This is a genomic window from Peribacillus asahii (assembly GCF_003570725.1).
In the GTDB taxonomy this organism is placed as follows: domain Bacteria; phylum Bacillota; class Bacilli; order Bacillales; family DSM-1321; genus Peribacillus; species Peribacillus asahii.
Window position 1 is genome coordinate 54702 of the sequence record NZ_QWVS01000016.1, and the last position, 14369, is coordinate 69070.

At 38.2% G+C, this 14369-nt stretch carries 15 protein-coding genes, 1 pseudogene and 1 riboswitch; of the genes and pseudogenes, 6 read left to right on the forward strand and 10 right to left on the reverse strand.

Features of this window, described 5'->3' with window-relative positions:
• Positions 1–34: 34 nt before the first annotated feature.
• On the reverse strand, positions 35–430 hold the full coding sequence (gene spx, locus D1953_RS09900) for a transcriptional regulator Spx (protein WP_119117017.1): 396 nt from the start codon (positions 428–430) through the stop codon (positions 35–37).
• 189 nt (positions 431–619) lie between these two features.
• On the opposite strand from spx, the gene D1953_RS09905 reads away from it, so the two are divergent.
• A complete protein-coding gene (locus D1953_RS09905) occupies positions 620–1099 on the forward strand; it encodes a hypothetical protein (RefSeq protein WP_119117018.1) in 480 nt (159 codons plus the stop codon).
• Between the two features lie 206 nt (positions 1100–1305).
• Entirely contained in the window at positions 1306–1503 is a 198-nt protein-coding gene (locus D1953_RS09910) for a cold-shock protein (protein WP_110928937.1), read from the forward strand.
• Between the two features lie 48 nt (positions 1504–1551).
• On the opposite strand, the gene D1953_RS09915 is transcribed toward D1953_RS09910, so the two are convergent.
• A complete protein-coding gene (locus D1953_RS09915) occupies positions 1552–1716 on the reverse strand; it encodes a DUF4083 domain-containing protein (protein WP_119117019.1) in 165 nt (54 codons plus the stop codon).
• A gap of 160 nt (positions 1717–1876) precedes the next feature.
• On the opposite strand from D1953_RS09915, the gene D1953_RS09920 reads away from it, so the two are divergent.
• Positions 1877–3382 (forward strand): LysM peptidoglycan-binding domain-containing protein, encoded by a 1506-nt coding sequence (locus tag D1953_RS09920; RefSeq protein WP_245980019.1) that lies wholly within the window; start codon positions 1877–1879, stop codon positions 3380–3382.
• A 38-nt stretch (positions 3383–3420) separates the two neighbouring features.
• Here D1953_RS09920 and D1953_RS09925 read toward each other — a convergent pair whose 3' ends face one another.
• From D1953_RS09925 to D1953_RS09940, 4 genes and pseudogenes are all read right to left on the reverse strand, one after another.
• Complete coding sequence (locus D1953_RS09925; RefSeq protein ID WP_119117020.1) at positions 3421–3885, reverse strand: flavodoxin domain-containing protein; 465 nt, start codon at positions 3883–3885, stop codon at positions 3421–3423.
• The gene (locus D1953_RS09930; protein ID WP_119117021.1) at positions 3882–4934 is read right to left on the reverse strand and encodes a ribonucleotide-diphosphate reductase subunit beta; all 1053 of its coding nucleotides are present in this window, start codon (positions 4932–4934) and stop codon (positions 3882–3884) included. Before D1953_RS09930 ends, D1953_RS09925 begins: the two co-directional genes overlap by 4 nt.
• Positions 4935–5016: 82 nt before the next feature.
• Positions 5017–5376 (reverse strand): annotated as a pseudogene (locus tag D1953_RS09935) (ribonucleoside-diphosphate reductase subunit alpha); the annotation flags it as partial.
• A gap of 301 nt (positions 5377–5677) precedes the next feature.
• On the reverse strand, positions 5678–7570 hold the full coding sequence (locus tag D1953_RS09940) for a ribonucleoside-diphosphate reductase subunit alpha (RefSeq protein ID WP_119117180.1): 1893 nt from the start codon (positions 7568–7570) through the stop codon (positions 5678–5680).
• 171 nt (positions 7571–7741) lie between these two features.
• Positions 7742–7922: riboswitch (cobalamin riboswitch) on the reverse strand.
• Positions 7923–8179: 257 nt separating this feature from the next.
• Here D1953_RS09940 and D1953_RS09945 point away from each other — a divergent pair.
• Positions 8180–9109 carry a manganese-dependent inorganic pyrophosphatase gene (locus D1953_RS09945; protein WP_119117023.1) on the forward strand — a complete coding sequence of 310 codons (930 nt, stop codon included), beginning with the start codon at positions 8180–8182 and terminating at the stop codon, positions 9107–9109.
• Positions 9110–9251: 142 nt separating this feature from the next.
• Here the strand turns inward: D1953_RS09945 and D1953_RS09950 are convergent, their stop codons facing one another.
• From D1953_RS09950 to hppD, 4 genes are all read right to left on the reverse strand, one after another.
• Positions 9252–10406 carry a homogentisate 1,2-dioxygenase gene (locus D1953_RS09950; RefSeq protein WP_119117024.1) on the reverse strand — a complete coding sequence of 385 codons (1155 nt, stop codon included), beginning with the start codon at positions 10404–10406 and terminating at the stop codon, positions 9252–9254.
• Positions 10407–10461: 55 nt separating this feature from the next.
• Positions 10462–11757: a fumarylacetoacetase gene (fahA, locus tag D1953_RS09955; protein WP_119117025.1), complete on the reverse strand. Its 1296-nt coding sequence runs from the start codon at positions 11755–11757 to the stop codon at positions 10462–10464.
• Positions 11758–11830: 73 nt separating this feature from the next.
• The gene (locus D1953_RS21220) at positions 11831–11977 is read right to left on the reverse strand and encodes a hypothetical protein (RefSeq protein ID WP_182480564.1); all 147 of its coding nucleotides are present in this window, start codon (positions 11975–11977) and stop codon (positions 11831–11833) included.
• 62 nt (positions 11978–12039) lie between these two features.
• The gene (gene hppD / locus D1953_RS09960; RefSeq protein ID WP_119117026.1) at positions 12040–13158 is read right to left on the reverse strand and encodes a 4-hydroxyphenylpyruvate dioxygenase; all 1119 of its coding nucleotides are present in this window, start codon (positions 13156–13158) and stop codon (positions 12040–12042) included.
• 129 nt (positions 13159–13287) lie between these two features.
• Here hppD and D1953_RS09965 point away from each other — a divergent pair, with 129 nt between their 5' ends.
• Together D1953_RS09965 and D1953_RS09970 are read left to right on the forward strand one after the other, a co-directional pair.
• Positions 13288–13521 carry a DUF1450 domain-containing protein gene (locus D1953_RS09965; protein ID WP_119117027.1) on the forward strand — a complete coding sequence of 78 codons (234 nt, stop codon included), beginning with the start codon at positions 13288–13290 and terminating at the stop codon, positions 13519–13521.
• 377 nt (positions 13522–13898) lie between these two features.
• Positions 13899–14297, forward strand: coding sequence for an IDEAL domain-containing protein (locus D1953_RS09970; protein ID WP_182480565.1), 399 nt, complete (start codon positions 13899–13901; stop codon positions 14295–14297).
• Positions 14298–14369 lie beyond the last annotated feature (72 nt).

The following is a 14369-nucleotide window of genomic DNA, read 5'->3' on the forward strand; positions in this document are numbered from 1 at the left end:
GCCTTTTCCAAAAATAAGGAAAAGGCTTTTTGTTTTATACTAATTGACTGATTGCTTGCCATAATTGAAGGTGGCGGGCTTTTCTAGGAAGAAAGCGGCCCATTTCTTCTTCGTTGTACCCTGCATGTAGGTTTTTTTCATCAAAAATGATAGGGCGGCGAAGAAGGTCAGGATTTTGTTGGATTAATTCACACAGTTCATTTAAAGGGATGCTATTGATATCCATTTTTAAGCTCTTAAATTTTTTAGAACGTGTCGAGATGATTTCATCTGTTCCACCTTCTGTTTTTTGTAAAATCGCTTTAATTTCTTTAACAGAAAGAGGTTGTGAGAATAAGTTGCGTTCTGTATAAATAATGTCGTTTTTTTGAAGCCAGGCTTTCGCTTTACGACAAGCTAAACTGCTTGGAGTAGTATAAATTGTAACCATTTCACATCGACTCCTTTATATTTTCTTTTCTATTTAAGTGAGTTATTGTATTGGATGATGATACATTTACTTTAACCTTGTTATGTGTCAGCAGTATGTCAAGAATAAAATTCTTTTTTTTTTTCGAATATGCTAAAGACGATTGTGGTACAATGTACAACATGATTTAGAGGAAATGAGGATGAGTGTTTGTTAACGTTTGCAGAAAAATTAGCTATTATTGAATCTTTCCCACAGCTACAAAGAAAAGATGTGTCATTAGGACGTGTTAATTTTCACTTTGAAGAAAGTGTGTATGATAGAAAAGTTGTAGTGCAGCATTTACATCCAAACGGTAATGGATTTGTTTATGCAGGTCATTTATCTCCTAGCATGACCGATAAAAAAGGGATGGTTAATATCCGTGAATATTCAGAGGAAGAGCTTCGAACAGTAGTAGAAGACAGTATCGCTTATTTATCTCACTTTGAGGAAGCGGAAGAAATGGTGGATGAATTTGCTGATCTTGAAGGCGTTTGGATAGGGCCGGAGAAGCAAGAATTAACGCTTGCTCAAGAAGATTTACTCTGGAATATATATGCGGGGGTGAATCTTGAAGAATGTTTTGAATCACCGATTGAAGCAGAGCGTTACTTATTGGAAGAGGGATTTCATAAAAAAAAGGGCTAAATTCGTGGGATTTTGGCGGAATTTGTCGTTGAATTATTAAGGGATAACCTTGTTTTTTTTAGCATATGCATGATATACTATAGATAATTATTTTTGTTCGGAATAAGATTGATAGAAGGAAGTACCGTTATAGGTTTCCTCTTCAGACATTATCCAGAATCAAGAATAGTAATAAAATGGATTTTTTCCAAATGGGAGGCACTACAATGGTACAAGGTAAAGTAAAATGGTTTAACGCAGAAAAAGGTTTCGGTTTCATCGAAGTTGAAGGTCAAGACGACGTATTCGTACACTTCTCAGCTATCCAAGGTGAAGGTTTCAAAACTCTTGAAGAAGGTCAAGACGTGACTTTCGAAATCGAGCAAGGCGCTCGTGGACCACAAGCTGCTAACGTTCAAAAATAATTGAACGCTAAGAAAAGACTCCGTTTATCGGGGTCTTTTTATTTTGCGTTATTTTTTGTCCTTTAGTAGCTGATCCAGCTTTTCTTCTATTCTATTTGTTTGCTGCCGTTGCTTTATAAGATATTTTATAAATAGGACAATAAGAACAATCGGTACTACAAGAGAAATAAGGAAGACTACTTGAAAAGTAATATCTCCAACATTAAAGTGCATCTTGCAATCTCCTGCCTTTCATCCATATATTATACCAATAAATAGAATAATAGAGAGTATTTTATGGAAACCCCCTAAAAAGTACCTCTGTTTTTATAGCTATGCCTCATAGTAAACTATAAAAAGTTATAATGTTAAAATTAGAGAGGAATAGCAAATAGTGAAAAAATTATTTGGCTGTCTTATTATATTCAGCTTTCTTTGTATAAGTCTATTTCCAAGCAGTGGACAAGCATCTAGTAATACTCTTTCCATAGGTTCTGTGAAAGTAGACAAGGCGAGTGTTTTTAAGGCTCCTAAATTAGGGTCTACTAAAGTAGCAGTCTTAAAAAAAGGTGAGAAATTTCCTGTTATTTCTTCTGCCTCAGGAGACTCTGCAAGCCTTATTATCCATAAGGTAGTACGTGGAGATACATTATCGGGAATAGCGAAGCAGTATGGAGTTTCAGAAAGAGAGTTAAAGAAACAAAACAAATTAACATCGGAGAAAATTATTATTGGTCAAAAACTAAAGATTCCACAAAAATATCAGATACATACTGTTAAATCAGGAGATTCATTGTGGAAAGTGGCTACTAAATATGGGGTAACGATAAGTGATTTAAAGAAATTAAATCATTTGCGCACCGTTAATCTTGATGTTGGTCAAAAACTGAAGCTTCCTGATTATTACTTCCAAATTCAATTGCTTGATGGTAAAAAGGGCTGGATTAAGAGATCCCTTCTTAAACAAAAAAAGCAAACCCGTATCTTTATGGGGTGGAAGCATAATGGAACGAAGGGAAACTACATGAAACAACCTAATTTAAATGTAGTATCTCCTCGTTTTTATACATTAAAGAATTCAGGGGATTTTGTTTCCCTTTCTGTGGATAAAAAGTATGTTCAAGACGCTCATCGCCAAGGGAAACAAGTTTGGCCGCTAATTGGTAATCAATTTGACCCTGTTTTAACTGATTTTATACTAGGTAGTGCAGCCAATCGTCAAAAATTAGTTTCAGCTTTGCGAGATTCACTCGTACAAACGAATAGTGATGGAATAAATGTGGATTTTGAAAACATTGATCCAAAAAATGAGCGGGATTATGTGCTTTTCATAAAAGAACTTAAAAAGTCGCTTCAACCACATGGAATGAAACTATCTGTGGATGTCACTCGGGCAAATGATGACCCTTTTTGGTCAGGGAGTTTAGATAGGAAAGAACTTGGCAAGCTAGCAGATTATATCATCATGATGGGATATGATGAGCACTGGGGAGGAAGTCCAACAGCTGGTTCTGTTGCCTCTTTGCCTTGGGTCAAGGAAGGGATAAAGCTTTTAATGAAAGAGGTACCTTCTCATAAAATCATATTGGCTGTGCCATTTTACACGAGGGAATGGGTAACGGATTTATCGACAAACAAAGTGAAGAGTTATGATCGTACTATGGTTGAGGTTGAGCAAATTATTTTATCTAAAGGACTTCAAAAGGTATGGGATAAAAAGACCTCGCAAAATTATGTGGAATATACTTTGGATGGGAAGAGACATCAAATATGGATAGAAGATAAAAAATCGATGAAGCTTCGACTGAACCTGGTAAAACAGCATCACTTGGGCGGTGTAGCTGCTTGGTATATGGGAGCAGAAACCTCTGACATTTGGGATGTATATCATTTAATGTAATCGTAATGAACGGTTTACAGAAAAAGAGCTTATCAGACTTAACTGATAAGCTCTTTTGTCATACATGTATTTTTTATTTTACTTTGTAAAGCTTGCTTGAAAATAGTCGTGAATTTTTCGATTCTTGGTAAATCAGTAGTTTGATACATTTGCTCGACCTTTAAGGTAACGGCTAAAGAACTATGCACATATAGCATGTCGCGTAATAGATTGACAGCACCGCAAAAGTGATGGTAATTCGTTTCACCTGTCCCGAACACAGCCGTCGTGAGGTGAGAGATATCAGCTGTTTCTAATTCCTCATAAAAGGGAATCATTTTGGCTGGTAAATCACCATCTCCCCATGTGTATGAGCCAATCAATAAACCGTCGTAGGCAGGTAGAGTAGCAGAATTGAATTCACCTAGTTTAAAGAGCTTCGCTTCAGGTAAAAAAGAGGCGATCACTTCAGCAAGTGCTTTCGTATTTCCGCTTCCAGAATGATAGACGATGGCTATTCTCATAGTTCATCAAATCCGTTGCTCGCATTCACTTGGCTGTAAGTTCTTGATTTTTGTTCAAAGAAATCCGTCTTCGTTAAACTAATGGATTCATCATCAAATGTTTTAATCCAAGGCATTGGGTTATCCGGATAGTCTTTATATAAATTATCTAGTCCAAGCATGCGAAGCCGCTTGTTGGCAATGTATTCGATGTATTCATAGAACTCTTCAAGGTCGAGGTCGGCTTTTGCTTGAATATCTTCTAATATATACTCTGACCATTGCTTTTCAAGTTCGACAGCATGTTGGAGTGTATCGTAAATGAACTGTTTGTTTTCTTCTGTGTTTAATTCAGGATATTCGTACATTAAAATTTGAATCAGCATCCCAATAAAGTCAAAGTGAACCATCTCATCACGGTGAATATAAGAAATCATCGTAGCTGAGCCTGTCATTAGATTTTGACGTCCTAAGTTGTAATAGAAGGCAAATGCTAAATAGAAATAGATGCCTTCAAGGTTTGTGGAGTGAATTAAGGCCTCGAATAAATGTTGAGGCGTAGGGTCATCTACAAAGGTTTGATACGCATCGACAATTGGCTGATTCCGCTTGATGACTTGCGGGTGCTGCTTAATTCGGTCAAATAGCTGTTTTTGTTTATCTAAAGGGATCAACGAAGCAAGAATATACGAGTAGGATTCATTATGAATCGACTCTTGCTGCGCCATATTCGCTAAAATTGCTTTAACAGCCGGGTCTTTTACATAGCGTAGGAATTCTACTAATGTGGGCGTTTGTAAACTATCCATTCCCGCAATCATCGTTAAAATATCTAGAAATACATCTTGAATATCTTCATCGAGCTCGCCCCATTGCTTCTTATCTTGAATCATATTGACACTTGAAGGCTTCCAAAAGTTATTAATCAGTTGGGTATAGGTATCATAAAATTTCTCATATTGAATGTCATTCCAAAGGAGAAAGCCTGAGGCTTCTCCTTTGAATACGCCGGTTGCCTTTGTCGGATACGTTGGTTCTAACATTCGGATTTTTTTAATGTGAGTTGTCATATTTTAAGCTCCTTTTCTTGATAGATAGGGAAGCGAGTAGTTTTTCAGCTAATACTGGTGTCTAGCTCTACCGGCTTCACTTTTAAGATGAACAGCTTTCACAAGCATTGTTAAATTCCGAAGAAGTCGAACGAACATAGTAGGTGGATTTCAGTTGGCTTTCCCAAGCGGTCAAGTGAATATCTAATAAGTCTTTCGCTTTAATCGTATTATGAACATATAAATTAAAGCTGATGGCTTGGTCTACATGGCGTTGCCGAGCGGCGTTTTGTTTAATGCTTTCTTTTTGATCTAAATGGAAGCGCGTTTTTTTATAGTATTCATACGTATTTGGCGTTAAACCAGGCGCTGTCACTTTGAATTTAAAGTTCTTCTTTTCCTCGTAAAATTCAATTTCGTATAATGGATCGATGCCGTCTGTTGAATTCCCGATTTTCGCAGTCTAAATTGTTACTATCCTAATTAACTAGTTAGGATGGATAGGTCGTTTCTGTTCCGCCTATCTCTCTAGGTCGCCCTAGAGTACGGACTATATCTTTATCTTGTATATTTATATACAAGATAGTCGGTACATAGCCTCTGAACCTTCTTCCTTTTATAAGGAAGCTCGGCTGCGGATTGTCTGCAATCAAGAATTTTTAGGGTTCGCTACGTCATTACTGCGTAGTATCCTATCTTGATATACTCAGAGTTTCCCGCAATTCTCCGACTTTTCACTTATACATCACTGTACAAGGGAGCAATTATTTACTCGAGTTCGGGGCAACAGCCATCAAATATCCATTACGAATTCCGTTTTGTTGAATGTTTTGTTTCAGTTCGTTCCACTTCTGGTCATGGTAGTCGCGCAGCTCGAAATAGTGACCAGTCTGCCAGTCAGAACCTTCGAAATAGCGGTAGCTGCCTTTTTCTTTTGCTAGTTCGCATGATGCTTGAATCGTTAAGTAAGCGATTGTTTCGTATAAAGAATCAGCAAGCTGAATGGCTTCTTCAGATTCCCAATAGATTTTTTTGACTGCAAGCAGATGATGCCATCCGAATGTTCCGAGGCCAATCGCGCGATAACGTTGGTTAGAAATCTTTGCTTGTTTAACAGGTAAAGTATTGATATCAATCACGTTATCAAGCATGCGTACTTGGATTGGAATTAAGCGTTCTAGAACTTCTGCTTCAATAGCACGAGGTAAATTAATAGAAGAAAGATTGCAAACGACGAAGTCTCCGCTTTTTCTTATGATAACAATGTCGCCATCTTCTGTTTCATATTCTTCTGTAATCGATGTCGGACTTAGGTTTTGGGCGATTTCGGTACATAGATTTGAGCAATAAATCATTCCTTTATGACGATTCGGATTTTTTCGATTTACCTCATCGCGATAGAACATATAAGGAGTTCCTTCTTCTAATTGTGAAATCATAATTCCTTTCATGACATCAATCGCTTGTACTTTTTCGTAAGCATAGCTTGGAAGTTTACCATGTTCAGCTGCTTCAACAGCGAGTGCGTAGTGCTTACGGAAGCTTCCGTTGCCCTTTTTCTCATCGTAAAAATCTTCAAGAGAGAAGCCAAGATTTTGCTTCACACTATGCGGATCGAATAAATACCATTCTTTACGGTCTCGAACAGCTTCCATAAATAAATCAGGAATACAAATCCCGGTAAAAATATCATGAGCCTTCAAACGGTCATCCCCGTTTTGTGTTTTTAAGTCTAGGAAACTCATAATGTCTTTATGCCAGGCATCTAAATAAATAGCAATCGCACCTTTTCGTTGTCCAAGCTGGTCTACGCTAACCGCTGTTTGATTGAATAGGCGAATCCAAGGAGTAGTGCCAGAGCTGTTTCCAGAGAAGCCGCGAATATCTGAACCAAGAGAACGAATTTTTCCTACGTATAATCCAACCCCCCCGCCAAATTTGGATACTTTTGCGGCATCGTAGTTTGAAAGATAAATACCATCAATAGAATCTTCCACAGCATCAATAAAACAGGAGCTTAGTTGTCCATGCGTTTTCCCTGCATTGGATAGTGTAGGGGTGGCAACCGTCATATAAAGATTAGACATCGCCCAGTAGGCTTCTTTAATTAGATCTAGACGTTTGTCCTTCGGTTCATTACGCATAATTTCCATTGCGATAATCATAAAGCGTTCTTGCGGTAACTCATAGACAGCGTTTTTCTCAGGACGAGCTAAGTAACGGTCATTTAGCAAATAAATTCCAATATAAGAGAAAAGCTTATCCTTCTCGGGGTCAATAGAACGGCCTAATTCTTCAATCTCTGCTTTTGTATAAGATTCCAGTAATTCCGCTTTATAAACAGGGTAACGTTGTCCTTCTTGTACGCTGGATAGCTGTTTTATTAAATCGTAGAACGGGCCGTAAGAAGTGTCTGTGTATCCGCGATTGATTTGTGCTTCTTGATACATAGAGTTTAATAATTCTGTAGCAGCAACGAATGTCCAGTCTGGAGCATCAATATCGACGTTCTCAAGTGCCATTTGGATAAGCTTCTTAGACGTTTGTGCAGCACTTACATCTGTTTGTCGATCCAACCATTTTTGAAAGCGTTGTTTGTATTTATCCATATGGAGTGTATGGTCGAAATTTTTTGATAGGGAAGCTAGCTGCAACATGCTTTGTTCTTTTGAATTTGTTAGAGTAGTCAAGGGAAGAAGCCTCCTTTTATATTTTAGGTAAATAAAAAAATCCACTCGAGAATGAGTGGATTAAACGACTGAAATAAAAGACTAGTAAAGATAGCTTTTAGGCAATCGTTTCATCATCTCAATCCTCGAAGAATAAGAAACTAGAATGAAGTATAGGCAGGTCTCCTGACTTATGATCTCTCTACTTTGAGTCCTTCCCGTATTCCGATTAATACAGTGGCTTTCTCATTTCGTCACATTTACAGTTGCGAGGACAGTTCCGGATTCTCACCGGATTCCCTATTTAGCCATCTCTGGCACCTTTACTTTATATATCAATATATAGATGTTTTTGGTTTATTTTTGTCAATATCTAGTATTGATTGCAAGTATTATCATAATCTATATTTTGTTAAATTTCAACTATTTATTTTTGAGCACGGAAAGGATGGATTATATTATTTAACCTATATAAAAAGTAGGGAACAGGAATATTAGGAATTTAAAATGGCTAAAATTGTGATAGAATAGAGGGGACATATGGTATTCTTTTAAAGAAAGATTACCAATAAAATTTTACACAAAAGGAGAAATAACGTGGGAAAAGTACTTATTTTCGGACATAAAAATCCAGATACAGATACAATTTGTTCTAGTATCGCTTACGCTGATTTAAAAAAACAATTAGGTGTTGAAGCTGAACCAGTTCGTTTAGGTGAAGTAAATGGCGAAACACAATATGCATTAACTCAATTCAATTTCGATGCGCCTCGCCTTGTTGAAAAAGTAGCTGGCGAAGCAGCTGGTGTTATTTTAGTTGACCATAACGAACGTCAACAAAGTGCAGATGATATCGATCAAGTACAAGTGTTAGAAGTTATTGATCATCACCGTATCGCTAACTTTGAAACAAGTGATCCGTTATATTATCGTGCTGAGCCTGTTGGATGTACAGCAACGATTTTAAATAAATTGTATAAAGAAAATGGAAAATCAATTCCGAAAGAAATTGCTGGTTTAATGTTATCAGCTATTATTTCTGATACATTATTGTTTAAATCACCAACATGCACAGACCAAGACGTAGCAGCAGCAAAAGAATTAGCAGAAATTGCTGGTGTAGATGCTGAAGCATATGGTTTAGAAATGCTTAAAGCTGGTGCAGATTTAAGCGACAAAACAGTAGAGCAATTAATTTCTCTTGATGCAAAAGAATTCTCAATGGGAGAAGCAAAAGTAGAAATCGCTCAAGTGAATGCTGTAGATACAAATGACGTACTTGCTCGTCAAGCTGAGATTGAAGCAGTAATTAATAAAGTGATTGATGAAAAAGGATTAGATTTATTCTTCTTCGTTGTAACAGATATTTTAAATAATGATTCTGTAGGTCTTGCACTTGGTAAAGAAGCAAGCGCAGTTGAAAAAGCTTATAATGTATCATTAACAAACAACACAGCAATTCTTAAAGGTGTTGTATCTCGTAAAAAGCAAATCGTTCCAGTATTAACGGATGCTTTTACAAAATAATTTGTAGAATAAAGGCTGTTCGAAAGTTACTTTCGGGCAGCCTTTTTACATGTAAACGTATTTTTGGGACAGCCTAATGGTTGGAGGAACTTACTTCATTGCATTTACTGCTTCCATTGTTACTGTTGTTGTAGAAGATAGATTAAGGAAGCCAGCTGCTCATATATTTTTTATCTTCTGTTGGATGTGCTTCTTTTACAATATGGAGCGGTTGGAATGTGTCGACCATGACTGCGAGTTCGAGCGTTTCCTTTTTGCCGATACTAGCTTCAATTTTCCCGGGATGCGGCCCATGCGGCAAACCGCTTGGGTGCAGGGTGATAGATCCTTTTTCAACTCCGCGCCGGCTCATAAAGTTACCGTCTACGTAATAAAGCATTTCATCGCTATCTACATTGCTATGCACATATGGAGCGGGAATGGCTTTTGGATGATAGTCATACATACGAGGTACGAAGGAACAAACAACATAATTGTGTGCTTCAAACGTTTGGTGGACTGGCGGCGGCTGATGAACGCGGCCTGTTATCGGCTCAAAATCATGGATACTGAACGCGTATGGAAACAAGTAGCCATCCCATCCGATTGCATCAAGCGGGTGGAAATCATACGTATAGGATGTAAGCATTCCTTGTGCACGGACGCGCACTTCAAATTCTCCTTTTTCATCTTTCGTCACTAATTTTTCTGGGGTGCGAAAGTCACGCTCGCAAAATGGAGAGTGCTCAAGTAATTGGCCAAATTCGTTTCGGTAGCGTTTGGGCGGTACAATTGCCGAATTAGATTCAAGAATTAAAAATCGTGCTTCTTCTGATTTAAGCATAACGCGATAGGTTGTGCCAATTGGGATGACAAGATAATCACCGGGAGTGAAGTTTAATTCTCCGAAAATGCTTTCAATTTTGCCGATTCCTTCATGGACAAATAACAGTTCATCTCCTTCACCATTTCGATAAAAATAATTCATCTGCCGATTTGGCCGCGCAATACCGATTGCTACATCATCGTTTGCCATGAAAATGCGGCGTGCTTCAAGAAAATCACCGCCTGCTTTCGTATTCCATGTACGGAAATGCCTGTGTCTAAGCGCATCTTTTTTCTCGTATTCATAATGGATATCGCAAATTTTTTCTGCTTTCTTAACCTGTGTTGGCGGATTGATGTGATAAATGAGCGACTGGATTCCAGAAAATCCTTTTGTCCCCATTAACTGCTCATAATAAAGATCCCCATTTTCTTTTCGGAACTGTGTGTGACGTTTATGAGGAATGCGGCCCATTTTTACGTAATGCGGCATGATATACACCTCTTTCTTTTATGTGGATGTTTTATGAGATTTTGTGTCCAGTGATTCACGCTTTGTTTTTACCTTTTTGTAAAATCTCTATTTCTGAAAAGGAGGGTAAGATGGTACCGCTCACTTCGCCAAACCCAATCTGATAGCCATCTCCCCGGCAAGAGCCACGAATGATTAGCTCATCACCGTCTTCAATCCAAATGCGTTTTTCACCGCTATTGAGTTGAATAGGCTCTGTTCCGCGCCAAGTAAGTTCGAGCATACTTCCGCGTTCAATTCGTTTCGGTCCGCTGATTGTACCAGATGCGTGCATATCACCAGGGCGCATGTTACAGCCTGTAATCGTATGATGGGCGACCTGTTGGGCAATAGACCAGTACATATAATTGAAATTCGTTTGAGTGATTCTTGTTTCTTCTTTTTGGTTTTCTGGTCTTAAATACACATCAAGTTCAATATTAAATGCTCCGTTTTTTGTTTGTTGTAAGTATGAAAATGGTGCCGGATCCTGGATTGGTCCAGCTTCGCGGAATGGTTCCAATGCTTCAAGCGGAACAACCCATGGTGAAATGGATGTTGCAAAATTTTTTGCTAGGAAAGGGCCAAGCGGCTGATATTCCCATGCTTGAATATCACGGGCACTCCAGTCATTGACAAGCACGAGTCCGAAAACATGATCTTCAGCTTGATCAATGGGTATCGGTTTACCAAGGTCGTTGCCCGGACCAATGAACCATCCAATTTCCAGTTCGAAATCAAGCTGAACAGATGGGCTAAATACGGGCTGATCTGTGCTTTTTGACTTGCGTTGCCCAAATGGACGTCGAATCTTTGTGCCGCTTGGGACAATGGAGCTAGCTCGTCCGTGATAACCGACCGGGATATAGGTCCAGTTTGGCATAAGCGCATGATCTTTACCTCTAAATATAGTACCGACATTTGTTGCATGCTCTTTTGATGCATAAAAGTCGGTGTAGTCACCAATTTTGGCTGGTAGAAGCATGTTGACATCAGCCAATCGATGAAATGCTTTTGCACGCAGCGATTCGTTATCTCTTAAATCTGGTGTGTTTACATCTAAAAGGTGCTGAAGTCTTGTACGTACAGCTGTCCAGATCGGACGGCCAAGAGCCATAAAGTTATTAAGCGACGAATCATTAAAGATATTTTTGTTCTCTGCTCCAGTCCCATTTAATAATCCTGCTTCGTCCATCACAGATAAATCGAGAACATAATCACCAATGGCTGTACCGGCACGCGGTTCTTTATTCATCGGCTGAAAAATTCCATATGGCAAGTTTTGAATGGGAAAATGTGAATCCTGTTTGGTTTCGATAAAAGAATATTTCATTCTACGTCCCCCTGTGAAAAATAGATAACTCTCCAAGTTCTTCCCGCGGTTCATCGAAACTTCAGCTTCCATATTAAGCAGCAATATAAGATTGATAGTTTGGAATAGCCTCTGAAAGCGGGAGAGAGGCCGATGGAAAGAACCCTGCATAATCAATGAGTTCGGTCATAAAATGATTAACCGCTTCTTCTTTCCAATTTGCCTTTATTTTTGTTAACACGAAACCTATCCCGCCTTTTAAAACAGGTCATACCCGTTAATATGCAGGTATGACCGTTTGAATTAAATATTCCCACGTCGTTCTTGCTCACGCTCAATGGACTCAAATAGTGCTTTGAAATTTCCTTCACCAAAGCCAAGTGCGCCTTTACGCTGAATGACCTCGATGAACAGAGTCGGACGATCGACAACTGGTTTTGTGAAGATTTGAAGTAAATACCCTTCGTCATCTCGATCGACAAGAATACTCAGCTCTTGAAGTTTTTTTACGTCTTCATCAATATCTCCAACACGGTTTGCTAAATCTTTGTAATACGTGTCTGGTGTACTTAGGAATTCTACACCATTTTCTTTTAGCAGAGAGACTGTGCCGACAATGTCATTTGTTAATAGGGCGAGATGCTGCACACCTGGCCCATTATAGTAGTCAAGATATTCTTGAATTTGTGATTTGCGTTTTCCCTCTGCTGGTTCGTTGATGGGGAATTTGATGCGGCCTGTTCCATTTATCATTACTTTGGACATAAGCGCAGAATATTCTGTTGAAATATTCTCATCATCAAAATGTTTTAGGACGGTAAATCCAAAAACTTTTTCATAATAATTTGTCCAATCTTCCATTACTTCTACGTTGCCGACAACGTGGTCCACACCAATTAAACCAGAGGAAGCGTTTTCAAAATGGTGCTCGTATGCTGCAAATCCTGGCATAAAGGGACCTTTATAATCAATAGGTTCAACGAGTGTATGAATCGTGTCACCGTATGTGCCGATAATGGCTTTTTTCACTTTTCCATTTTCATCCTCTTCGACCCAAGGCTCCTGGATTGCTATGCCTCCGCGTTCAATAGCACCTGTGTATGTTTTCTCCAAGTCCTTAACAAGAAGGGCGATATCTTTGACACCTTCTCCATGTTTTTTTATAAACTCAGCAATACTCGTGCTGTCTGAAAGTGCTCCTGTTAAAATCAGTCGGATAGCCCCTTGTTCCAGTACATATGAAACACGGTCACGTGAGCCAGTCTCAAGCCCTTTGTATGCCACAAGTTCAAAACCAAATGCATTTGCGTAATAATAGGCGGCTTGTTTTGCATTACCTGTATAAATCTCCATGTAATGTACATTCTTAATTGGAAAAATTTCTTCCTTCTTTGTTTTTGTAGATGGTCTTTTTTTAGCCATGTTTAACACTCCTTTATTTTTAGGACATAGGTATTTCAGTGAGTTGATGCAAGGACGAGTTTCGACATATGCCTACGTACCTTTCGAAATTCAGTTAATATACTAGCAATATAAAAAGGGGTGTTGGAAATGGAGATAGAAGTAAAATTTTGCCCTTGCAACTTTGAGGATGATATGGAAAGTATTAAAGAACAGTTGATGGAGCGAAGCGATGTAAACGTTATAGAAGAACGCTGCTTGCTTTTTTGCGGACAATGTTTGGTTGAACCATTTGCCCTTGTAAATGGCCAAAATATTGGGGCAAATAATGCTGATGAACTGCTTAAAAAAATTGAACACTACATTGATATGTGTATTGAATAAAAGTGATAATATTCCATATCAACAAACTCGCCGGAAGATATTTTTTAGTAAAAAACAAATCGTACTGGTGTCAAAAGATATTTTTATAAAATAATGAAGAATAACGGCTGTCCGCAAAGGAGAATTTGGGGCAGTCTTTTCATTTTTATTTTAAACATACGCTATTCTTCCTCCAATGCACGCAAGGAGGGAAGGACTACTTATAGGAGTATATAGAAAGTTTGAAAATAAATTGAAATTGATAATCATTATCACATATAATATGAAGTATAATTGATAATTAATCTCAATGGATGTTTCTTGCAAGTCAAGTTAGAAGAGATTGTTTGGTTAAAGGAGAATTTAAAAAACTGAAGGTAAATAGGGGAGGACTAGTTATGATTGAGCGTTTTATAGTACTAGAGCTGTTGCAGCATCAAGTAAGTTGTTGTTGTCCAGGGCAGCAGCATCAACATATAATTGAGTTCCGTCAAGGTGATGTTTTGACAATTACAGGTGAGCGGAAGTACGTTGATTGTTTGGGATGGCACGTTTTAATAGATATCAACGATGAGTTTCAATTTTTTATGTATGCAGCAGAGATCGAGGAACTGCATGCTGAGGGAAGCATCTGCTCCATTTCGGATTTAGAACTAAGGATGAATTATTTGCGTTTTAAGGTAGATGAAGCACTTGATGCACATGATCGAGAGTCATTTCTTTCCTTCGTGGATGAACTGTGCAGCATAAAGGAAATCAAGAGTAAAATGCAATGTGCTGGTAGGCAGGCTTTTTAAGGGAATAAGAATATAAATAAAATTTTTAATGTATACACAAGTAGGGTGTGCACTATACAAAAATTAAATGCC